25 protein-coding genes are annotated in these 21,579 nt (G+C 65.2%); 11 read left to right on the forward strand and 14 right to left on the reverse strand.

Features of this window, described 5'->3' with window-relative positions:
* The 3 genes from EJE94_RS14050 to EJE94_RS14060 are packed head-to-tail and all read left to right on the forward strand — an operon-like array spanning position 1 to position 2,233.
* Entirely contained in the window at positions 1-294 is a 294-nt protein-coding gene (locus EJE94_RS14050) for a 4a-hydroxytetrahydrobiopterin dehydratase (protein ID WP_121243111.1), read from the forward strand.
* Positions 291-1,163, forward strand: a complete 873-nt coding sequence (gene rsgA, locus EJE94_RS14055) for a ribosome small subunit-dependent GTPase A (RefSeq protein WP_121243112.1) — start codon at positions 291-293, stop codon at positions 1,161-1,163. Before EJE94_RS14050 ends, rsgA begins: the two co-directional genes overlap by 4 nt.
* Positions 1,163-2,233 (forward strand): glycosyltransferase family protein, encoded by a 1,071-nt coding sequence (locus EJE94_RS14060; RefSeq protein ID WP_121243113.1) that lies wholly within the window; start codon positions 1,163-1,165, stop codon positions 2,231-2,233. The genes rsgA and EJE94_RS14060 overlap by 1 nt, the downstream gene beginning before the upstream one ends.
* Before the next feature lie 51 nt (positions 2,234-2,284).
* Here EJE94_RS14060 and EJE94_RS14065 read toward each other — a convergent pair whose 3' ends face one another.
* The 3 genes from EJE94_RS14065 to EJE94_RS14075 all read right to left on the reverse strand — a co-directional run bounded on the left by EJE94_RS14065 (position 2,285) and on the right by EJE94_RS14075 (position 5,092).
* A complete protein-coding gene (locus EJE94_RS14065; protein WP_121243114.1) occupies positions 2,285-3,472 on the reverse strand; it encodes an acetyl-CoA C-acyltransferase family protein in 1,188 nt (395 codons plus the stop codon).
* Positions 3,473-3,550: 78 nt separating this feature from the next.
* Positions 3,551-4,468: a CobD/CbiB family protein gene (locus tag EJE94_RS14070; RefSeq protein ID WP_121243115.1), complete on the reverse strand. Its 918-nt coding sequence runs from the start codon at positions 4,466-4,468 to the stop codon at positions 3,551-3,553.
* Between the two features lie 84 nt (positions 4,469-4,552).
* A complete protein-coding gene (locus EJE94_RS14075) occupies positions 4,553-5,092 on the reverse strand; it encodes a CoA pyrophosphatase (RefSeq protein WP_243642626.1) in 540 nt (179 codons plus the stop codon).
* A 90-nt stretch (positions 5,093-5,182) separates the two neighbouring features.
* On the opposite strand from EJE94_RS14075, the gene EJE94_RS14080 reads away from it, so the two are divergent.
* From EJE94_RS14080 to EJE94_RS14090, 3 genes are all read left to right on the forward strand, one after another.
* On the forward strand, positions 5,183-5,884 hold the full coding sequence (locus EJE94_RS14080; RefSeq protein WP_121243116.1) for a type 1 glutamine amidotransferase: 702 nt from the start codon (positions 5,183-5,185) through the stop codon (positions 5,882-5,884).
* Positions 5,885-6,098: 214 nt separating this feature from the next.
* Positions 6,099-6,461: a HigA family addiction module antitoxin gene (locus EJE94_RS15030; protein ID WP_370685664.1), complete on the forward strand. Its 363-nt coding sequence runs from the start codon at positions 6,099-6,101 to the stop codon at positions 6,459-6,461.
* 48 nt (positions 6,462-6,509) lie between these two features.
* Positions 6,510-7,340 (forward strand): HTH domain-containing protein, encoded by an 831-nt coding sequence (locus EJE94_RS14090; RefSeq protein WP_121243117.1) that lies wholly within the window; start codon positions 6,510-6,512, stop codon positions 7,338-7,340.
* Between the two features lie 252 nt (positions 7,341-7,592).
* On the opposite strand, the gene EJE94_RS14095 is transcribed toward EJE94_RS14090, so the two are convergent.
* Genes EJE94_RS14095 through EJE94_RS14125 form a run of 7 tightly spaced genes read right to left on the reverse strand, consistent with a single transcriptional unit; the run spans position 7,593 to position 12,490 of the window.
* Positions 7,593-8,087, reverse strand: a complete 495-nt coding sequence (locus tag EJE94_RS14095) for a YajQ family cyclic di-GMP-binding protein (RefSeq protein ID WP_121243118.1) — start codon at positions 8,085-8,087, stop codon at positions 7,593-7,595.
* A gap of 4 nt (positions 8,088-8,091) precedes the next feature.
* Positions 8,092-8,403 (reverse strand): pyrimidine/purine nucleoside phosphorylase, encoded by a 312-nt coding sequence (gene ppnP / locus EJE94_RS14100; RefSeq protein ID WP_121243119.1) that lies wholly within the window; start codon positions 8,401-8,403, stop codon positions 8,092-8,094.
* A gap of 2 nt (positions 8,404-8,405) precedes the next feature.
* Complete coding sequence (locus EJE94_RS14105) at positions 8,406-8,615, reverse strand: DUF2788 domain-containing protein (RefSeq protein ID WP_121243120.1); 210 nt, start codon at positions 8,613-8,615, stop codon at positions 8,406-8,408.
* On the reverse strand, positions 8,616-9,890 hold the full coding sequence (locus tag EJE94_RS14110) for an argininosuccinate synthase (protein WP_121243121.1): 1,275 nt from the start codon (positions 9,888-9,890) through the stop codon (positions 8,616-8,618).
* A gap of 17 nt (positions 9,891-9,907) precedes the next feature.
* A complete protein-coding gene (locus tag EJE94_RS14115) occupies positions 9,908-10,387 on the reverse strand; it encodes a cytochrome c (protein WP_121243122.1) in 480 nt (159 codons plus the stop codon).
* 4 nt (positions 10,388-10,391) lie between these two features.
* Positions 10,392-11,315, reverse strand: a complete 924-nt coding sequence (gene argF / locus EJE94_RS14120; RefSeq protein ID WP_121243123.1) for an ornithine carbamoyltransferase — start codon at positions 11,313-11,315, stop codon at positions 10,392-10,394.
* A 2-nt stretch (positions 11,316-11,317) separates the two neighbouring features.
* The gene (locus EJE94_RS14125; RefSeq protein WP_121243124.1) at positions 11,318-12,490 is read right to left on the reverse strand and encodes an acetylornithine transaminase; all 1,173 of its coding nucleotides are present in this window, start codon (positions 12,488-12,490) and stop codon (positions 11,318-11,320) included.
* 108 nt (positions 12,491-12,598) lie between these two features.
* On the opposite strand from EJE94_RS14125, the gene EJE94_RS14130 reads away from it, so the two are divergent.
* Positions 12,599-13,354, forward strand: coding sequence for a ParA family protein (locus EJE94_RS14130; RefSeq protein WP_121243125.1), 756 nt, complete (start codon positions 12,599-12,601; stop codon positions 13,352-13,354).
* A gap of 10 nt (positions 13,355-13,364) precedes the next feature.
* On the opposite strand, the gene EJE94_RS14135 is transcribed toward EJE94_RS14130, so the two are convergent.
* Together EJE94_RS14135 and rpsT are read right to left on the reverse strand one after the other, a co-directional pair.
* On the reverse strand, positions 13,365-13,586 hold the full coding sequence (locus tag EJE94_RS14135) for a hypothetical protein (RefSeq protein ID WP_124962473.1): 222 nt from the start codon (positions 13,584-13,586) through the stop codon (positions 13,365-13,367).
* A gap of 192 nt (positions 13,587-13,778) precedes the next feature.
* The gene (gene rpsT, locus EJE94_RS14140) at positions 13,779-14,042 is read right to left on the reverse strand and encodes a 30S ribosomal protein S20 (RefSeq protein ID WP_121243127.1); all 264 of its coding nucleotides are present in this window, start codon (positions 14,040-14,042) and stop codon (positions 13,779-13,781) included.
* Positions 14,043-14,227: 185 nt separating this feature from the next.
* Between rpsT and murJ the strand changes: the two genes are divergently transcribed.
* Positions 14,228-15,760, forward strand: a complete 1,533-nt coding sequence (gene murJ / locus EJE94_RS14145; protein WP_121243128.1) for a murein biosynthesis integral membrane protein MurJ — start codon at positions 14,228-14,230, stop codon at positions 15,758-15,760.
* An 84-nt stretch (positions 15,761-15,844) separates the two neighbouring features.
* Entirely contained in the window at positions 15,845-16,048 is a 204-nt protein-coding gene (locus tag EJE94_RS14150; protein ID WP_121243129.1) for a hypothetical protein, read from the forward strand.
* Here the strand turns inward: EJE94_RS14150 and ycaO are convergent.
* On the reverse strand, positions 16,045-17,757 hold the full coding sequence (ycaO, locus tag EJE94_RS14155; protein ID WP_121243130.1) for a 30S ribosomal protein S12 methylthiotransferase accessory factor YcaO: 1,713 nt from the start codon (positions 17,755-17,757) through the stop codon (positions 16,045-16,047). The genes EJE94_RS14150 and ycaO overlap by 4 nt on opposite strands.
* Positions 17,758-17,822: 65 nt before the next feature.
* Here ycaO and EJE94_RS14160 point away from each other — a divergent pair, with 65 nt between their 5' ends.
* Both EJE94_RS14160 and EJE94_RS14165 read left to right on the forward strand, forming a co-directional pair.
* Positions 17,823-18,632: a class I SAM-dependent methyltransferase gene (locus EJE94_RS14160; RefSeq protein ID WP_121243131.1), complete on the forward strand. Its 810-nt coding sequence runs from the start codon at positions 17,823-17,825 to the stop codon at positions 18,630-18,632.
* A gap of 5 nt (positions 18,633-18,637) precedes the next feature.
* Positions 18,638-19,342, forward strand: a complete 705-nt coding sequence (locus EJE94_RS14165; RefSeq protein WP_207856002.1) for a pseudouridine synthase — start codon at positions 18,638-18,640, stop codon at positions 19,340-19,342.
* A 79-nt stretch (positions 19,343-19,421) separates the two neighbouring features.
* Here the strand turns inward: EJE94_RS14165 and EJE94_RS14170 are convergent, their stop codons facing one another.
* Positions 19,422-21,515, reverse strand: coding sequence for a sodium-translocating pyrophosphatase (locus tag EJE94_RS14170; RefSeq protein ID WP_121243133.1), 2,094 nt, complete (start codon positions 21,513-21,515; stop codon positions 19,422-19,424).
* Positions 21,516-21,579: the final 64 nt, after the last annotated feature.

Genomic DNA, 21,579 nt, shown 5'->3' on the forward strand with positions numbered 1-21,579 from the left:
ATGGCTCCCCTGAACGCACTCCACGACAGCGAGATCGCGACGCGGCTGGCCACGCTCGACGGCTGGGCGCGTCATGCCACCCGCATCGTCAAGATCTTCCGCTTCGCCAACTATTACGAGACCATGGCCTTCGTCAATGCGGTGGCATGGATCGCCCACCGCAGCGACCATCATCCCGACCTCGAGGTCGGCTACAACCACTGCACCGTGAGTTTCACCACCCACGACGCAGGCGGCCTCACGGCCAGGGACTTTGACGGCGCGGCCAAGATCGACGCGCTGTTCAGCCTTTGAGCCTCACCGGCATCGTCACCGCCGCCTTCGGACGGCACTACGAAATCACCCTCGACGATGGTCGCGTCGTCAACGGCATTCCGCGCGGCAAGAAAAGCCCCTACGCCTGCGGCGACCGCGTCAGCCTCGGCCCGCTGCACGACAGCGAAGCCCAGATCCTCACCCACGCCCCGCGCAAGTCGCTGCTCTACCGCAGCGACGAGTGGAAGCAGAAGCTCATCGCCGCCAATGCGACGCAGATCGTCCTGGTCGTCGCGACGGAACCCGGCTTCAGCGACGAACTGATCTCGCGCGCCTTCGTCGCCGCGCTGCACGAACAGATGCGCGTGGTGATCGCGCTCAACAAGGTCGACCTGGCCGACCGCCTGGCGGGTGCCCGCGCCCAGCTCGCACCCTTCATCGCGGCGTTTGCCAGCGTCGATCTGCCCATCGTCGAACTCCACGCCCATACGGACGTGACGCCGCTCCTGCCCTGGCTTGCCGGCCAGCTCTCGGTGCTGGTCGGGCAGAGCGGCATGGGCAAATCCACCATCACCAACGCGCTCGTTCCCGGGGCCGGTGCCGCGACCCGCGAAATTTCGACGGCGCTCGATTCCGGCAAGCACACCACTACCCACGCCCGCCTCTACCGCCTCGACGACAACAGCGGCCTGATCGACTCGCCCGGCCTGCAGGAATTCGGCCTCGGCCATTTGAGCTTCGGCGAAATTGAACATGGCTTTCCCGAATTCCGCGCTCTGGTCGCCGGCTGCCGCTTCCGCGACTGTCGCCACCGCAACGAGCCCGACTGCGCCGTCAAGCAGGCCCTCGCCACCGGGGAAATCGACCCGCGCCGCTACGCCCATTTCCTCGCCATCACCGGACGGTGATGGCGCACCTGTTCGTCGATATTTCCTCGCATGGCTTCGGCCACCTGGCGCAGACGGCGCCGGTGCTCAATCGCCTCGCGGAGCTGCGCCCCGACCTGCGCCTGACCCTGCGCACAGCGCTGCCGCCGGAAAAACTCGCTCAGCGCATGGCGGCGCCGTTCGAGTTGATCGCGGCTGCGAGCGACTTCGGCTACCGCATGATCGACGCGTTGACCATCGATGGCCCTGCCACGGCTGCCGCCTACCGTGCAGCCCACGCGGACTTTGCGGCGGACGTCGAACGCGAGGCGCGGCTGCTCGAACGCGTCGGCGCCGACGCCGTGTTCGCCAATGTCTCCTACCGGCCGCTGGCCGGCGCCGCGCGTGCCGGCATTCCGGCCATCGCGATGTGCTCGCTCAACTGGGCCGATCTGTTCGAACACTTTTTCGGTGCGAAAGCCTGGGCGCCACCCGTCCACGCCGAGATGCTGACTGCCTACCGTTCGGCCGCTTTCCTGCGCACCACGCCGGGCATGCCGATGCACGAACTCGACGGTGTCATCGGCATCGGTCCCATCGCAAGCATCGGCCGCGGACGTCGCGTCGAGCTCTGCAGAACACTCGGCATCTCGCCGGCATCTCGCCTCGTCCTCGTCGCGCTCGGCGGCATCCCGACACGACTGCCGGTCGAAGACTGGCCCGCGCGCGTGAACACGCACTGGCTCGTTCCCGCCGCATGGCAGGTGGCGCGCTCCGATATGTCGGCCTTCGAGCCGCTCGGCTGGCCCTTCGCCGATCTGCTCGCATCAAGCGACGCCGTCGTCACCAAACCGGGCTATGGCACCTTCGCCGAGGCGGCATGCAACGGCACGGCCGTGCTCTACCAGCGCCGCGAGGACTGGCCCGAGCAGGACTGCCTGATCGAGTGGTTGAGCAAGAACGCCCGCGCCCGCGAGATCACCGGGAACGAACTGCGGAGCGGAGCGCTCGGCGCCGTGCTCGATGAAGTCCTCTCGGCTGCCGTGCCGCCGGCGCCGGCCACCGACGGCATCGAGCAGGCCGCGCGCCACCTCGCCACCCTGCTCCAATGAAAAAGGGCCGGCCCCTTGCGAGGCCGGCCCCTGCTTGCTGCGGGGCGACGCTTAGATGCGTTCCCAGATCGTGGTGATGCCCTGGCCGCCGCCGATGCACATGGTGGCGAGGCCATAGCGGCCATTGACGCGGATCATCTCGTGCAGCAGCTTGGTCACGATTACCGCGCCGGTGGCGCCGACCGGGTGGCCGAGTGCGATGGCGCCGCCGTTGACGTTGGTCTTGGCCGGATCGAAGCCCAGGTTCTTGGCCACGGTCAGCGACTGCACGGCGAAGGCTTCGTTGGACTCGATCACGTCGATCTTGTCGAGCGTGAGGCCGGCCCTGGCGAGCGCGACCTTGGTCGAGGGGATCGGGCCTTCGCCCATCACGTCGTTGGGCACGCCGGCGATGGCGTAGGCGACCAGGCGCGCGATCGGCTTGCAGCCGGCGGCGGCGGCCTTGGCGGCGTCGGCCAGGATCAGTGCGGCGGCGGCGTCGTTGATGCCCGAGGCGTTGCCGGCGGTGACGGTGCCGTCCTTCTTGAACGCGGGCTTCATCTTGGCCAGCGATTCCATGGTGGTGCCGGCGCGCGGATGCTCGTCGGTGTCGAACACCACGTCGCCCTTGCGCGTCTTGAACGTGAGCGGCACGATCTGCGACTTGAAGCGGCCCTCGGCGATCGCCTTGGCCGCGCGCGTCTGCGACTCGACGGCGAAGGCATCCTGCTGCTCGCGCGTGATGCCGTGCTTGGCAGCGAGGTTCTCGGCGGTGATGCCCATGTGGCCCACGCCGAACGGGTCGGTCAGCACCGACACCATGGCGTCGATGGCTTGGGTGTCGCCCATGCGCGCGCCCGAGCGCAGCGCCGGCAGCAGGTAGGCGCCGCGGGACATCACCTCGACGCCGCCGCCGAGGGCGAAGTCCGCGTCGCCGAGCAGGATGGCCTGCGCCGAGTTGACGATGGCCTGCTGCGACGAGCCGCAGAGGCGGTTGACCGCGAAAGCGGTCGAATCCATGGACATGCCGGCCTGGATGGTCGACACGCGCGCGACGTAGGGATAACGCGACTCGGTCGGAATGCAGTTGCCGACCGTGGCGAAGCTGATCTGCTTCGGATCGATGCCGGCGCGGGCGATCGCCTCCTTGAAGACCAGGCCGCCAAGCTCGGACGGCTCGATGCCGGCGAGCGCGCCGTTGAACGTACCCACCGCGCTGCGCACGGCACTCAGTGCTACCACTTCCCTCTTGTCAGCCATTTTCTTCTCCTGTTATGAAAGCAAAAAACCTTACACCCGCCGGCAGGCACGCTGTGTCGTATGCGCCGGCGAACTCCGTCAAGCGACCCAGCTGGCGACCCAGAACAGGGCGATCAACAGCACGCCGAGAACCAGAGTGCGCCACACCAGACCGATGGTGCTCTGCATGAAATCGGCATCGGCATCATCGCCGGTGCCGAGAATGGGTCGGTCGTCGCCTTCCAGGCCGGCCTGCAACGGCATGCCGAGGCGAACGCCGAGCGCGCCGGCGCCGCTCGCCAGCAGGATGCCGGCAGAAGCATCGGGCCAGACCTGCGCCTGGGTGCGCCAGCAATAAATCGCATCCTCGAAATCGCCGACCACGGCAAAGGCGGCCGCGGTGGCACGCTGCGGCAGCCAGTCGATGACGTTGTGGGCCTGGCGCGAGAAGCGCGCGAATTCCTGCGACACGCGGTCGCCCTGCTCGCCCCACAGCCGCGAGAATGCCAGAGACAGACGATAGAGAACGGCGCCGGCGGGGCCGAGCAGGGCGAAGGCCAGCAAGGGCGCGAAGACGTGGCGGTGCGATTGCAGCAGGGCCTGCTCGATGGCCAGGCGCGCCACTTCGCCCGAGTTGCAGCGCTCGGAATTGACGCCGCGCCATTCGCCGAGCAGGGAGCGGGCACGGTCGAGCTCGCCCAGGCGCAGCGCCATGTGGATGTCGGTGAAGTAGTGGCTGTACTGGCGGAAGCCGACGGTGAGATAGAGCACACCGACGTTGAGCACGAAGCCCAGCAGCGGCGCGAACCAGATCAGCGCGATCTGCAGGCCGAGCACGATGGCCGCCGGCAGGGCGGCGCCGACGCACCAGGCGACGATGCCGTGATGGTGCTCGCCGGCATTGAACCAGGCCTCGAGTTGGCGCGCATAAGCGGCGAGCAGGGCATCGACGCGTGCGCCCGACAGGGGTTTCACCTGTTCGAGGGCGAGCGCGAGGATGATGCTGAAAAGGCTCATTGCTGGCACGGTCGGCGGGAATTTCGAAACAATATCATATTAGACGAGGATTTGTGCAGTGCAGCAACCCCAGGTCCTTCGTGCTCAATCGCCCTCGGCCAGAAGGGCATGCAGGCTGACCAGCATCGCCGCCGTCGCGCCCCAGATGTAATAGCCCTGCCAGGGCATGGCCCAAAATTCGCGCAGCGCGCCCTGCCATTCGATGCGGCTTCGCTGGTGGTTGGCCGGGTCCATGAGGAAGGACAGCGGCGGCTCGAACACCTCGGCCACCTCGAAGTCGTCGAGCTTGAGGTTGAGCGGCGGTGTCACCAGGGCGACCACCGGCGTGACGGCGAAGCCCGTGCTGGTGCGATACTCGGGCAGGCGCCCGATCACCTCGACCTGCGCCGCGGCCAGGCCCACCTCCTCCTCGGCCTCGCGCAATGCCGTCGCCACCGGACCGTCGTCGCCCGGCTCGCAGCGGCCGCCGGGGAAGCTGACCTGGCCGGCATGGTCGCGCAGGTGGGCGGTGCGCTGGGTCAGCAGAACGGTGAGCCCGCTCGCCCGCTTGACGATGGGCACCAGCACTGCGGCCGGCGTCAGCGGCTGAACCAATGGCGCGCCCGGTTCGACGATGTGACGCACGACAGGCGCCCTCGCAAACCGCAGCCGCAAATCGGAAATCGTCGGGGAATAGAATGACTGCTCCGTCATCTCGATCACTCATCAGCGCCCATGAAGCCCGTCGCCGTCTTCCGTCACAGTTCCGGGGAGGGTCCCGGCTATTTTGCCACTTTCCTCGAGGCCCATTCGGTCCCCTGGACGCTCATCAAGATCGACGAAGGCGCGGCCCCGCCGCCCGCGCCCGACGAATTCTCCGGCCTCTGCTTCATGGGTGGGCCGATGAGCGTCAACGACGACCTGCCTTGGCTGACGCCGACCTTCGCCCTGATCCGCGCCGCCGTCGAGCGCGGCATCCCGGTGATCGGCCATTGCCTCGGCGGCCAGCTGATGAGCAAGGCGCTCGGCGGCGCGGTGACCAGGAACCGCGTCAAGGAACTCGGCTGGGGCGAAGTAGAAACCGCCAGCCCCGCCGCCACCGACTGGCTCGGCGACATGACGAAGTTCGAAGCCTTCCACTGGCACGGCGAAACCTTCTCCATCCCGCCCGGCGCCACGCGCATCCTCAAGAGCGCCCACTGCGACAATCAAGCTTTCGTCCTCGGCCCGCATCTCGGCATGCAATGCCATGTCGAGATGACCGAAAGCATGATCCGTCTCTGGTGCCGCCACTGGGCCGACGAGAATGCCGCCTCTGGCCCCTCGGTGCAGACGCCCGAGCAGATGGACGAGCGCATGGCGGAGCGCATCCCTGCGATGCGCGCGGCGGCCGATCGGCTCTACACCAAGTGGATCGCGGGCCTGAGCAAAAGCTGAAAAATCGGCGATGGCGGAACGGCAATTGGAGTGCAAGGCGACGACGCCACCGGCAGGCACGCTGCCCCATCCACGCGCGTCCGCTAAGTCAGTCGCGTCGCACCTGCCACCGTCGCCGCCGCCTTGATAGACCCTTGCGGACATGACTAAGGGAATCAAACACAAATGGCACTTGCATGTGGAATGAGAGAGAATTTGACATTTCACGCTGGACTTGGACCATGGTGGCAATCGAACGCGCAAAGCTGAAGAGCACGAACTTCCGGGATGTCAGCACCGGCGGCCGCCTCGCGCCCGTGCATCCCGGCGAAGTGCTGCTGAAGGACTTCATCGAACCGCTGGCATCGCGCGCTACAAGGTGGCCAAGCTGGCAGGTATGCAGAAGCGCCGCATCGACGAAATCTGCGCTGGTCAAAGGGCCATCACCGGCGAAACCGCTCTACGCCTTGCCCGTCTGTTCGGTACCGACGCCGCGTTCTGGATCAACCTGCAGGCCCAGTACGACCTCGAGGTGACCTACCGCGACATGCACGAACGTATCGAAGCTGAAGTTACGCCGCTGGAGCTGGCGGCCTAATTTCTTGGATTTAGCGCAATTTGTTCAATTTACTGCCGGAGACTCGAGATGTCCATGTCATGGCGAGAAGCTATCGAGAAGGTCCTCCAAGAAGCCGACCGACCTTTACATTACGCAGAGATTTCGGAGCAAGTACTGTCACGTGGGTATTACAGGACGGAGGGTGCAACACCTGATGCAACGGTAAACGCGCAGATCACAACCTCGATCAAATACGAGGGTGACAAGTCACCGTTCGTGAAAGTCGGTCGTGGGATTTATGCTCTTCGTTCTGCTGAGTCGAACATCACTCCCACGATAGCAAAGGTCACCAACGCGCTGCCGACATCGCCGGCACCAGAAAAGGCAGAGCCAACAGCTGTCACTGATATCGAAACAGACGAATCTGTAATTCGCTGCCTCGGCATGTATTGGCAGCGAGATATGGTTGTATGGCGAAACGATCCTCGCATCTTTGGAAAGCAACAGGCATTGTCGAAGCCCGTCGACTTCGGTGGCCAAAGGGGCATCTACATTCTCTACGACCATCACACGGTCGTATACGTAGGTCGTTCCGTTGACCGTCCACTTGGGCGGCGCCTTTTCGAACACACGATCGATCGCCTAGGAAGCCGATGGAATCGTTTCTCATGGTTTGGACTACTCGACGTCACAGACGACGGTAAGCTCGTTGAAGTACCGCCGAAGGTAACGCTTCCGACACTCATATCGACCTTGGAGGCACTGCTTATTGAGGCACTCGAGCCTCCGCAAAATCGTAAGCGAGGGGACGATTTCTCGGTCATGGAATACATCCAAGACATTGACCCAGAGCTCAGAGAACGCGAAATCCAGAACACTCTCCGAACTATTGAACAGAAGCTTCGCGGTCAAAGTTGAGAGGTTGCAGCGCAATCAACTCGGGCACGACGGGATAAGCGCACCACCGAATCGCCACATGCACCGATTCGATCAGAGACCTGCGAGTGCAGAAATTGCCGCGAACGCCCGCACGAGGCGGCGGCGACGGCGGCAGGGGCGATGCGACTGACTTAGCGGGCGCGCGTGGATGGAGCAGCGCGCCTGGCGGCGGCGCCGCCGCGTCGCGCTCCAATCGAAACGGACAAGACGCGGCGGAACCGCGCCAGCGACTCAATCGCGGAAGTTGCCGTACTGCAGCGGGTAGTCGGTGATGGACTTCTTCACCAGCGCGATGGTTTCCTGCAGCAGGTCGCGCTTGGCGCCGGTGACACGTACGGCGTCGCCCTGGATGCTAGCCTGGACCTTGAGCTTGCTTTCCTTGATCAGCTTGACGATGTTCTTGGCCAGCTCGCTCTCGATGCCGCTCTTGACCTTGAGCACCTGCTTGGCTTTGTTGCCGGAGATCGACTGGATGTCGCCGGCGTCGAGGCGCTTGGTGCTCTCCCGGTCCTTCTTCTCCATCTCGGGGAAGAGGATGTCCTTGACCTGGCCGAGCTGAAACTCGGAATCACCGAAGATAGTGATGGTCTTGTCTTTCTCGTTGAGCTCGATCTTGGCGCTGGTGCCCTTGAAGTCGTAGCGGTTGCCGACCTGGCGGCCGGCGACGTCGACGGCGTTCTTCAGCGCCACCATGTCGACTTCGGAAGAGATGTCGAAGGACGGCATGGCCTTACCCGAAGTGGCAGACGTAGTGGTAGGGCTCGCCCGTCACCTCGATGTCGAACGAGGAGTTGCCGGGCACCTTGAAGGATTCGCCGGCAGCGGCGGTCTTCCAGTCCTCGCCCTTGAGCCTGTAGCGGCAGGCACCGGCGACGGTTTCCATGATCTCGGGCGCGCCGGTGTTGAAGGTCAGCGTCGCCGGCAGGATCACGCCGACGCTCTTCTTCGTGCCGTCACTGAGCTGCACGGTGTGGCTCACGCACTTGCCGTCGAAATAGACGTTGGCCTTCTTGACGACGGCGACATTATCGAACTGCGACATTTTCAGATCCCCCACAATTTCTCGATCACGTTCTTGGCGATGAAGCCGAGCATGCCGAAGGACAGGACGAAGAACAGCACGAAGGTGCCGACCTTGCCGGCCTTGGAGCGGTACGCCAGTTCGCCGATGATGAACAGCATGTAGAGCATGAAGGCACCGAGGCCGAAGGTCATGCCCCAGTTCGCCACCTGCTCTTCCGTGAAACCGAACATTTACTTTTTCTTGGCCTTGGCTGCCGGTTTCCTGCCCGCCGGCGTGGCGGCGCGCTTCAGCCGCGCGTTCTCGGCGATGCGCATGCGCAGGGCGTTGAGCTTGATGAAGCCGCCCGCGTCCTTCTGGTCGTAGGCGCCGGCATCGTCCTCGAAGGTGGCGATGGTCGGATCGAACAGCGAGTCGGTCTTGGAGTCGCGGGCGACCACGCTGACGCTGCCCTTGTAGAGCTTGACGCGCACCCAGCCATTGACGCTCTGCTGGGTGTGGTCGATCAGCGCCTGCAGCGCGCGGCGCTCGGGGCTCCACCAGTAGCCGTTGTAGATGAGGCTGGCGTAGCGCGGCATCAGGTCGTCCTTGAGGTGCGCGACTTCGCGGTCGAGGCAGACCGACTCGATGCCGCGGTGGGCCTTGAGCAGGATGGTGCCGCCAGGCGTTTCGTAGCAGCCGCGCGACTTCATGCCGACATAGCGGTTCTCGACCAGGTCGAGGCGGCCGATGCCGTGCTTGCCGCCGATCTCGTTGAGCGCGGCCAGCAGCTGGTGCGGCTTCATCTTCTTGCCGTCGATGGCGACGAGGTCGCCGGCCTTGAACTCGAGGTCGAGGTACTCGGGCTTGTTCGGCGCCTTCTCGGGGGCGACGGTCCAGCGCCACATCGACTCTTCGGCCTCGGCCGAGGGATTCTCCAAGTGGCGTCCCTCGAAGGAAATGTGCAACAGGTTGGCGTCCATCGAGTAGGGCGAGCCGCCCTTCTTGTGCTTCATCTCGATCGGGATGCCGTGCTTCTCGGCGTAGGCCAGCAGCTTTTCGCGCGACAGCAGGTCCCACTCGCGCCACGGCGCGATGACCTTGACGTTGGGCATCAGGGCGTAGGCGCCGAGCTCGAAGCGCACCTGGTCGTTGCCCTTGCCGGTGGCGCCGTGCGAAATGGCGTCGGCGCCGGTCTTGCGCGCGATCTCGACCAGACGCTTGGCGATCAGCGGACGCGCTATCGAGGTACCGAGCAGGTATTCGCCCTCGTAGACGGTGTTGGCGCGGAACATCGGGAAGACGAAGTCGCGCACGAACTCCTCGCGCAAGTCGTCGATGAAGATGTTCTTCGGCTTGATGCCGAGCTGGATGGCCTTGGCCCGCGCCGGCTCGAGTTCCTCGCCCTGGCCGAGGTCGGCGGTGAAGGTCACCACCTCGCACTGATAGGTGTCCTGCAGCCACTTTAGGATGACGGAGGTATCGAGGCCGCCCGAATAGGCCAGCACCACTTTCTTTGCTTCGCTCATTGCTGTTTCCTGAAAATTTACTGGGTACGGTAGCTGCGGTGGCAGGCGACGCAGGCGCCGGTGACGGCCTGCAGCGCGACGAGCGCCTTGGTCGGGTCGCCCTTGCCGTCCTTGTTCGCCTTCGCGACCTTGGCAAAATCGCTGCCGGCGACGTGCATGCCGCGCGCGATGGCGTGCATCTCGTTGGTCATGAACATGCCGGGACGGGCATTGGGCGGCGACATGCGATGGCGGCCCATGGCCGAGACGCCGATCATCTTCTCGGCGGTATCGGCCGCATCGTTGAACTTGCGCTCGCCCAGGGCGGCGATGATGGAATGCAGCGCGGTCTGGAAATCGAGCATCTCGGCGCGCATCTCGGCGCGCGCCTCGGGCGACATCTCGACGAACTGGCGGCCGTCGGCATCGGCGGCAAATGCCATGGGCCCGAAGGCTGGCACTAGAGTCAGCGCCGGCACCACGGCGGCACGGAAAAGTGCGGCAAGCAGTCTCTTCATGGCTTCACTCCTTCACCCTGCCCAGGAGCAGGAATTCGAGCAGCGCCTTCTGCGCGTGAAGGCGATTCTCGGCCTCGTCCCAAACGACGCTGTGCGGGCCGTCGATCACCTCGGCGGCGACCTCTTCGCCGCGATGCGCAGGCAGGCAGTGCATGAACAGGGCATTGGGCCTGGCCACCTTCATCATCTCGCCATCGACCTGCCAGTCGGCGAAGGCCTTCATGCGCGCCTCGTTCTCGGCCTCGAAACCCATCGAGGTCCACACGTCGGTGGTCACCAGGTCGGCGCCGCGCGCCGCATCCATCGGATCGGCGAACTCCTCGAAGTGGTCAGTGCCGTAGAGGCCGGCGCGCTCGGGCTCGACCTCGTAGCCGGGCGGCGTCGACACATGGACGTTGAAGTCGAGCACTTCCGCCGCCTGCAGCCAGGTGTTGCACATGTTGTTCGAGTCGCCGATCCACGCCACGGTCTTGCCCTGGATCGGGCCGCGATGCTCGACGAAGGTGAAGATGTCGGCGAGGATCTGGCAGGGGTGGTATTCGTTGGTGAGGCCGTTGATCACCGGCACACGCGAGTTGGCGGCGAAGCGCTCGATGATCTCCTGCTCGAAGGTGCGGATCATCACCACGTCGGACATGCGCGAGATCACCTGCGCCGCGTCCTCGACCGGTTCGCCGCGGCCGAGCTGCGAGTCGCGGGTGTTGAGGTAGATGGCCGAGCCGCCGAGCTGGTGCATGCCGGCCTCGAACGACAGGCGCGTGCGCGTGCTGGCCTTCTCGAAGATCATCACCAGCGTGCGATCGTGCAGTGGATGGTAGGCCTCGTAGCGCTTGAACTTGTCCTTGATCCAGCGCGTGCGCTCGAACAGATGGTCGATCTCCTCGCGCGACAGATCCTTGAACTGCAGGTAGTGGCGCAGCGTCGCCATGGTCAGGCCCCGAGGAAGTCGCGGATCGGCGGCGCCAGCAGCGCGACCAGCTGCTCGGCGTCGGCGTCGGTGAACACCAGCGGCGGCAGCAGGCGCACGACGTTGTCGTTAGTGACGTTGATCAGCAGGCCGGCCTCCAGCGCCTGGCCGACCAGCTCGCCACAGGGGCGATCGAGTTCGATGCCGATCATCAGTCCGTCGCCACGGATATCCACGACACCGGCGACGCCGGCCAGGGCTTCGCCCATGCGCTTGCGGATCAAATCGCCGACATGGACGGCTCGCGCCATCAGGCCATCCCTCTCGATGACCTCGAGCGTGGTCAAGGCGGCTACGCACGCCAGCGGGTTGCCGCCGAAGGTCGAACCATGGTTGCCGGGCTTGAACACCCCGGCCGCCCTGCCCGCGGCGAGGCAGGCGCCGATCGGCACGCCGGAGCCGAGCCCCTTGGCCAGCGTCATCACGTCGGGCTTGATGCCAGCGCGCTGGTGGGCGAACCAGGCGCCGGTGCGGCCGATGCCGCACTGTACCTCGTCGACCATGAACAGCCAGCCCTTCTCGTCGCAGATGCGGCGCAAGCTCCGCATGTAGTCGTCATGCGCGATGTTGATGCCGCCCTCGCCCTGGATCGGCTCGAACAGCACGGCGACGACGTTGGGATTGTTGGCGGCGACATGCTCGATCGCCGAGAGGTCGTCGAAAGGCACGCGCACGAAACCGGAGACCAGCGGCTCGAAGCCGGCCTGCACCTTGCGGTTGCCGGTGGCGGAGAGCGTCGCCAGGGTGCGGCCGTGGAAGGCCTTCTCCATGACGATGATCGCCGGGGTGTCGACGCCCTGCTGGTGGCCGTACATGCGCGCGAGCTTGATCGCCGCCTCGTTGGCCTCGCAGCCGGAGTTGCAGAAGAACACCTCGTCCATGCCGGAAAGCGCGGCAAGGCGGTCGGAGAGGCGCTCCTGCTCGGGCACGCGATAGATGTTGGAAACGTGCATCAGCCGCGCGACCTGCTCGGCCAGCGCCTTCGTCAGCGAGGGATGGCCGTGGCCGAGGGTATTGACGGCGATGCCGGCGAGGGCGTCGAGATAGCGGCGACCGGCCTCGTCGAAGACATGGCTGCCTTCGCCGCGAACGAAGGCGACGGACTGCCGCGCGTAGGTGTTCATGAGATGCGACATCGAAAAACCCCGATGCAAAAAAAACGACGGCGGCCTGTTCCAAGTACGGCCGCCGTGCTTGCGAGAAGAGCGATATTATACCAAGCAGTGTAGGGAGGGCATGGCGGCGTGCGTATCGCTGTTTTCAACCAGAAGGGTGGTGTCGGCAAGACGACCACCGCGCTCAACCTCGGCGCGGCGCTCGCCCGCAGCGCGCGGCAGGTGCTGATGCTCGACCTCGATCCGCAGGCACATCTGTCGGCGATCCACGGCAGTGCGCCGAGCGACGTCGCCCGCAGCGTCTTCTCCTTCTACCAGGACAACCGTCCCCTCGCGGAAATCGTCATCGACTGGCCCGGCATCGGTCGCTTCATCCCTGCCCACGCCGAACTGATCAAGGTCGACTCCGTGTTCGGCAAGGGGCCGAACATCCTCAACAAGCTGAATGCGGGACTCGGCGCCGTAAGCGAGGGCGGCAACACCGTCATCGACTGCTGTCCCTTCCTCGGCGTGCTCTCCCTCAATGCCGTCTTCGCCGCCGACCGCCTGCTGGTGCCGGTGTCGTCGGATTTCCTCAGCCTGCGCGGCGCGCTGCAGATCGAACGCACGCTGGCGGCGCTGGAGCCGGTGCTAAGGCGCCGGGTCGAGCGGCGCTACCTGCTGACCCGCTTCGACCGCCGCCGCAACATGAGTTTCGAGGTGCAGAGCCGCATGCGCGAACACTTCGGCGCGGAGCTTTGCGAAACGGTGATTTCCGAGAACGTCGCCGTGGCCGAAGCCCCCTCGGTCAATCGCGACATCTTTACCCACGCCGCCAGCAGCCGGGGTGCGCAGGATTACCGCGCGCTGCTCGACGAACTCGCCGCCACGGGGTGGTTCGTCTGAGCCATGCGGCTCAGCGGGTAATCAGGTTGACCACGTCCTCGAAGCTGCTCACCGGCGTGCGCACCGTGCCGCGCACGCAGACGCAGTCGAGTATCTCGCAGTCGCGGTAGATCTGGCGCAACTTGCGGTGCGCCTCCACATCGTCGCGCGCCGGAATCATCAGATTCTCGACCAGCATCCCGCCCCGGGTCCGGATGCGGAAACCGTACTTGGCCACTTGGTGGACTTGCATGATGGAACCCTTTTCCATCAACCAGATGCGACGAGTATATGTAGTCAAATCGAATAAAGCAACCCAGCCTATTGTCCCAGCAGGTTTTTTTGTTGCCATCCTGCCACAATCCCGGCGCCGAACATCAAACGAAGCGGCCCCGGAGCTTGCGCTCCGGGGCCGCTGGATACGGCAGGAAACCGCGCGTGACGCTTACTGCATCGACTTGATCGCGGCGGACAGGCGGCTCTTGTCGCGAGCGGCCTTGTTCTTGTGCACGATCTTCTTGTCCGCGATCGAATCGATCACGCACTGGGATTCCTTGAAGACTGCCTGGGCGGCGGTCTTGTCGCCGGCATCGATCGCCTTGCGGACCTTCTTGATCGCGGTGCGCAGCGTCGAGCGCAGGCTCATGTTGTGGGCGCGCTGCTTGTTCGCCTGACGGGCGCGCTTGCGGGCTTGTGCGCTATTGGCCATGGTTGTGTCCGGTGGGTGTTCTGGAAAGAAAGGGCGAGATTATAGGGGCTTCCATGGCGTATTGCAAGACACCCCGCAACAGGCCGAACGGATACCATTCGAGGCATGTTGCCCCCCCACGCTCGCAAACCCTTCTCGCTGCCCCCCACGGGGGGGCAGCTTGCTCGGGGCGGCCCTTCGCAAGCATGAATCTCCTGCGCTCGCTCGCCACCGTCAGCGGCATGACCCTGCTCTCTCGCGTGCTCGGCTTCGTGCGCGACTTCGTCATCGCCCGCACCTTCGGTGCCGGCATGCTGACGGACGCCTTCTTCGTGGCCTTTCGCCTGCCCAACCTGCTGCGCCGCCTGTTTGCCGAGGGCGCCTTCTCCCAGGCCTTCGTCCCCATCCTCGCCGAATACCGCAACCGCCGGGGCGAAACCGAGACGAAAAACCTCGTCGATCGCGTCGCCACCCTGCTGTTCGTGATCCTTATCTTCGTGTCGGCGCTGGGCATCGTCGGCGCACCGCTACTCATCTACGTCACGGCGCCGGGCTTCGCCCCCGACGCCGGCAAGTTCGCGCTGACCGTCGAACTCACCCGCATCACCTTCCCCTACATCCTGTTCATGTCGCTGGTGGCACTCGCCGCCGGCGTGCTCAACACCTGGAGCCGCTTTGCCCTGCCCGCCTTCACCCCGGTGCTGCTCAACCTCAGCTTCATCGGCATGGCGCTGTTCGCCGCGCCATGGTTCGACCCGCCGGTGCTGGCACTGGCCTGGGCGGTGTTCCTCGGCGGCATCCTGCAACTCGCGCTGCAGCTGCCGGCACTGCAGAAGATCGGCATGCTGCCGCGCTGGGACTGGTCGCCGCGGGACGACGGGGTTCATCGCATCCTGCTGCTGATGGGCCCCGCGGTGCTCGGCGTCTCGGTCGCGCAGGTTTCGCTGTTGATCAATACCGTCTTCGCTTCCTTCCTGCCCTCGGGCAGCGTCTCCTGGCTCTACTACGCCGACCGCCTGATGGAATTCCCGGCGGGCCTCCTTGGCGCCGCGCTCGGAACCATCCTGCTGCCCAGCCTCGCCAAGGCCCATGCCGACCGGCGCAGGGAAGATTTCTCCGCCCTGCTCGACTGGGGGCTGCGACTGACCCTGATGCTGACGCTGCCGGCTGCGCTTGCCCTGGCCATGCTTTCCGTGCCGCTGCTGGCGACGCTGTTCCAGCATGGGGCCTTCACCGCGAATGACGTGCTGCAGACACGCAGCGCGCTGGTCGCCTACAGCATCGGCCTGGCCGGGCTGATCCTCGTCAAGATACTGGCGCCCGGCTTCTATGCCCGGCAGGATATTCGCACGCCGGTGAAGATCGCCTTGATCACGCTCGCCGCGACGCAGGCGATGAACCTGGCCTTCATCGGCTGGATCAGGCACGCGGGTCTCGCGCTGTCGATCGGACTGGCCTCCTGCCTCAACGCCGCCCTGCTCTACCGGGGCCTGCGCAGCCGCGGCGTTTTCGTTCCCGCCCCCGGCTGGATGGGCTTTTCGACGCGCATCGCCATCGCGCTGGTCGCGCTGGGGACCACGCTGTGGTTCTCAATGGGCAGCGAATCGGCATGGCTGGCGATGCCCTTCGGCGAGCGCATCCTGCGGCTGTCGGCGATCGTCGCCGCCGGCATGGCAGCCTACTTCGCCACGCTTTTCCTGCTCGGCTTCCGCCTCGGAGATTTTCGCCGCCACGCCTGAGCTAAAGAAACGTTCGTCGCACTTGCGTGGCCTTCTCGTCAGGCGCTACAGTGTGGTTTGTAGATATCGCTCAAAGGAAACGTCTTGGCCAAGCCAAACTACCAATTCGAAAAGCGCCAGAAGGAACTGGCAAAAAAACGCAAGCAGGAAGAAAAACGCCTGCAGAAGCTCGCCGACAAGGCCGCTGGCGGCGGCGTGACGGAGGATCCGTCGATGTCGGCACCACCCGACACCGGCGATGCGGACGCAACGCCCCGGAGCGGCGTAAGCGCGCCCGAAGCCCCTTAGCGAGGGAGCTTGTCGTAAGCGGCCAGCAACCGCCGGTGGGTGTCGCAGCCTTTGAGATCCATGCCCGGCGCCGCGATGCCGAAGAAACGCTGTTCCTGCCGCAGCATGGCCTCGGCGCTTGCCACGATCGCGTCGCCGTAGAGATGTCCTAGCGCCCCACGGTGGCCATCGGCGCCGCCCAGATCGAGCAGCGTCTCGATGCAGCGATAAACGCTGCGACGGCCGGCGTCGATCTGTTCGAAGTGGCGCACCCATTCGCAGCCTTCGCGGATCGCGGCTTCGTCGCCGATGGCCAGGGCCAGCAGAGTTTTCAACTCGCCCACGCGCAGGTCGCTCCAGAACGAGCCGGCATCGGCGGCCAGCCCGATCAGCTCGGCGACGGATCGCTGGTCCGGAAGGTCCAACTCGTTCAGCGTCTCCAGCAGATCGGCGCATTCGTCGTCGTCCAGTTGCGGCAGGTGCAGGATGGCTTCGCGGATGGCATTGCCGACGCTGTTGTTCTCCCACTCCAGGTCGTCCAGCGGATAGATTTCCGACATGCCGGGCACCAGGATGCGGCAGGCATAGACGCCGAGATGGGTGAAGTCGGCAATATAGATGTCGTGGCCGGCGCGGTGGACCCGGTCCACCAGCCAGCGATAATCGTCCGCGGTGGTAGTGCTGAAGTTCCAGTCGCAGAACTCGAAGTCCGGCGTGTCGCCGAGGAAGTTCCAGCTGACGATGCCGCTCGAATCGACGAAGTGGATCTCGAGGTTGGGCGAGGCGGCGATTTCGTCCAGGTCGAAGCCGGGCGCGGGGAAGCCACCGAGGGCATCGAGGCCACGGCCCTGCAGCAGCTCGGTCAGCGCGCGCTCGAGGGCGATCTCGAAACGCGGGTGGGCGCCGAAGCTGGCGAAGCAGCCTTGGTCGCCGGGGTGGAGCAGCGTCACGTTCATCACCGGGTATTCGCCGCCGAGCGAGGCATCCTTGACCAGGATGCCGAAGCCGGCCTCGCGCAAGGCGCGGATGCCCGCCGCAATGCGCGGATAGCGGGCGATGACCTGCTCCGGCACATCCGGCAGGCACAGGCCTTCGCTGATGATGCGGAACTTGACGTGGCGCTCGAAAATTTCCGACAGGGCCTGGGTGCGGGCCTCGTCCTGCGTATTGCCGGCCGACATGCCGTTGCTGACATAGAGGTTGCCGATGATATTAACCGGGAACCAGACGCTGGCGCCATCGCGGCTCCTCACGTAAGGCAGCGCGCAAATGCCGCGTTCGGCATCGCCGGAATTGAGATCCACCAGGGACTGGGCGTCGATCGTGCCTTCCGGGTTGTAGAGCTGGTGCAGCTCGGGGGTCAGCAGTTGCTCCGGCCATTCGCCGTTGGCGCCTGGCTGGAACCATTGCTCCCGCGGGTAATGGGCGAAGCCGCGCCTGGCGAACTGATCGCCGAGGTAGTAATGCGTCCAGAAGTAATTGCAGGAAAGGCGCTCGAAGAATTCGCCGAGAGCGCTCGCCAGCGCGGCCAGCCTGGAGGCGCCCTTGCCGTTGGTGAACAGCAGCGGACAATCCCGGTCGCGCACATGCACCGACCAGATGCCATCCACCGGATTCAGCCACGAGCGCTCCTCGACATGGAAGCCGAGCGCCGCAAGCTTGCCCTGCATGGTGGCGATGGACGATTCGAGGGAGGCATCCTTGCCGGCGATGTAGTGTTCTGTTTGCATGGAGGGTCCGTTTTGACGACGACCCGCATGATAATGGCAGTTCCCATCCGGACGACGACAGCGAAATGCACGAAATCAGGGCCGACCAATCGACCGAACTGCTGAAGGAACTGCACATCCTCACGCGCGACGGCAAGATGAACCAGGACAGCCGGCGCAAGCTCAAGCAGGTCAATCACCTTTGCCAGTTCATCGAGCCCCTGCTCGAAGAAGTCGGCGCTGGCGGTACGGCGATTCGGCTGGTCGATCACGGCGCCGGCAAGTCCTACCTGGGCTTCATCCTCTACGACCTGTTCTTCAAGGGGCGGGAGGCGGGATCGCATATCTACGGCATCGAAACCCGCGCCGAGCTGGTCGAGAAATCCCGCGAGCTGGCGGCACGACTGGGCTTCGCCGCCATGACCTTCCTCAACCTGTCGGTGGAGCAATCGATCGCCTCGGACCAATTGCCGGCGTCGGTCGACATCGTGACCGCGCTGCATGCCTGCAATACCGCCACCGACGATGCCATCCGCTTCGCGCTGGCCAAGCAGGCCCGCTTCATCGTTCTGGTTCCCTGCTGCCAGGCCGAGGTGGCGGCGGCGCTGCGCAGGAACAAGGGCAAGGTTCTCTCCAGTCCGCTCGCCGAAATCTGGCGCCACCCGCTGCACACTCGGGAATTCGGCAGCCATGTCACCAACGTGCTGCGCTGCCTGCAGCTCGAGGCCCACGGCTACCAGGTCAGCGTCACCGAGCTGGTCGGCTGGGAACATTCGATGAAGAACGAGCTGATCATCGCCCGCTACAAGGACCTGCCGCGCCGCCGTCCCGCCGAGCGCCTGAGCGAACTGCTGCAGTCTCTGGGACTTGAAGAACTGGGCGGGCGCTTCGCATGAAAACGATGACGCTGGACAAGATCCTGCAGTCGCAGGGCTTCGGCACGCGCAAGTGGTGCCGCCAGTTGATCGCCGACGGCGCGGTACGCGTCGGCGGCGAGCCGGTGACGCAATACGACCGAGCCTTCGAGCCCGAGGGCCTGGAATTCACCGTCCACGACGAACCCTGGACCTGTCGCGCCAAGGTCTACCTCGCCCTCAACAAGCCCGCCGGCTACGAATGCTCGCGCCGGCCGGGCCATCATCCCGCCGTGCTGACGCTGTTGCCGGAGCAGTTCGCGTGGCGCGACGTGCAGCCGGTCGGCCGCCTCGACCACGACACCACCGGACTGCTGCTGCTCTCCGACGACGGCGCCTTCATCCACGCGCAATCCTCGCCCAGGCGCCACGTGCCCAAGGTCTATGTGGCGACCACGCACGACCCGGTGACGCCCGCATTGCTGGCGCAACTGCGCGACGGCGTCCAGCTCCACGACGAACCCGCGCCACTGAAGGCGCAGGTACGGCAGCTGGATGCGCATCGCCTGGAGATCGTCCTCGAACAGGGCAAGTACCACCAGGTCAAGCGCATGCTGGCCGCCGCCGGCAATCACTGCGATGCCCTGTGCCGCGTCGCCATCGGCGGCATCACGCTCGACGCGCTCGGACTGGCGGAAGGGGCATGGTGCCATATCGAGCCGGCACTGCTGAAGTTCGACCCGGCGGATTAGCGGAGGCCGCCCAAAAGCAAACGGGCAGTCCCGCGAGGGACTGCCCGTTTGCTTGAAACGAAGCTGCGTCAGGCGACCATCACGCCACGAGCGGCACGATCAGCAGCGCGACGATGTTGATGATCTTGATCAGCGGGTTAACCGCAGGGCCGGCCGTGTCCTTGTAGGGGTCACCCACGGTGTCGCCGGTCACCGCCGCCTTGTGCGCGTCGGAACCCTTGCCGCCGAAGTTGCCTTCCTCGATGTACTTCTTCGCGTTGTCCCACGCGCCACCGCCGGTGGTCATGGAGATGGCGACGAAGAGACCGGTGACGATGGTACCCATCAGCACGCCGCCGAGGGCGCGAACGCCGGCACCGACGCCGTCGATCGGAGGCATCAGGAAGTTCATGGCGACGGCGACGACGATCGGCACCAGGACGGGCAGCAGCGACGGGATCATCATTTCCTTGATCGCGGCCTTGGTCAGCATGTCGACGCAGGTGCCGTATTCCGGCTTGGCCGTGCCTTCCATGATGCCCTTGATCTCGCGGAACTGGCGACGCACCTCGACCACGATGGAACCGGCGGCGCGACCGACAGCCTCCATGCCCATGGCGGCGAAGAGGTAGGGCACCATGCCGCCGACGAACAGGCCGATGATGACGGCCGGGTCGGCCAGGTCGAACAGGAACTTGACGCCCGGCTTAATGGCTTCGAGACCGTGGGTGAAGTCGGCGAACAGCACCAGCGCGGCCAGACCGGCGGAGCCGATGGCGTAGCCCTTGGTCACCGCCTTGGTGGTGTTGCCGACGGCGTCGAGCGGGTCGGTGACGTCACGGATTTCCTTCGGCAGCTCGGCCATCTCGGCGATACCACCGGCGTTGTCGGTGATCGGGCCGTAGGCGTCGAGCGCGACGATGATGCCGGCCATCGACAGCATGGAGGTCGCGGCGATGGCGATGCCGTAGAGACCGCCGAGGACGTAGGACGCCCAGATGGCGGCGCACACCGACAGCACCGGCAGCGCGGTGGAGCGCATCGACACGCCGATACCGGCGATGACGTTGGTGCCGTGGCCGGTGGTCGAGGCCTGCGCGATGTGACGCACCGGGGCGTATTCCGTCGCCGTGTAGTACTCGGTGATCACCACCATCAGGCCGGTCAGCACCAGACCGATGACGGCCGCACCGTAGAGGCGCATATGGGCGCCGCCACTGATGCCCATGACGGCGTCGAGCGCGTGGTCGTCGATGAAGTTCGTCGTGATCGGGTAGAACGCGATCAGCGCCAGCACGCCGGCGGCGATCAGGCCCTTGTACAGCGCGGTCATGATCTTCTGGCCGGGCGAGTGCTTGACGAACAGCGTACCGATGATGGAGGCGATGATCGAGAAGCCGCCGAGCACCAGCGGATAGGTCACGGCCTGTTCGGCGTAGCCCTTGAGCATCAGCGCGCCGAGCAGCATGGTGGCGATGATGGTGACGGCGTAGGTCTCGAACAGGTCGGCGGCCATGCCGGCGCAGTCGCCGACGTTGTCGCCGACGTTGTCAGCGATCACCGCCGGGTTGCGCGGGTCGTCTTCGGGGATGCCGGCTTCGACCTTGCCCACCAGGTCGGCGCCGACGTCCGCGCCCTTGGTGAAGATGCCGCCGCCGAGACGGGCGAAGATGGAGATCAGCGAGGAGCCGAAGCCGAGGCCAACCAGGGGGTGCAGGATGTCGACCATGGGGACATTGCCCATGGTGGCCTTGAGGTAGGCATAGTATCCGGCGACGCCGAGGAGACCGAGGCCAACCACCAGCATGCCGGTGATGGCGCCGCCCTTGAAAGCGACGTTGAGGGCTTCATTGATGCCGTTGCGCGCCGCTTCGGCCGTGCGCACGTTGGCGCGGACCGAGACGTTCATGCCGACGAAGCCGGCCGCACCGGAGAGCAACGCGCCGATGACGAAACCAACGGCGGTGGACATGCTCAGGAACGCACCGATCAACACCGCCAAGACGGCACCGACCATGCCGATAGTGGTGTACTGGCGCTTCAGATACGCTTGGGCACCTTCCTGCACCGCGCCGGAAATCTGGCGCATGCGGTCGTTGCCGGTGGGCAAGCCCATGATCCACTGACTCATTATGAAGCCATAAGCGATCGCCACCAGCGCGCACGCCACGGCGAACATCAGTCCTGCTGACATAACTGCCTCCTCATTGTTTCACGCCGAAAATCCGGCCCATTCTCTCGTTGTTCGGGCTGTCCAT

Source organism: Sulfurisoma sediminicola (assembly GCF_003865015.1).
Taxonomy (GTDB): Bacteria; Pseudomonadota; Gammaproteobacteria; order Burkholderiales; family Rhodocyclaceae; genus Sulfurisoma; species Sulfurisoma sediminicola.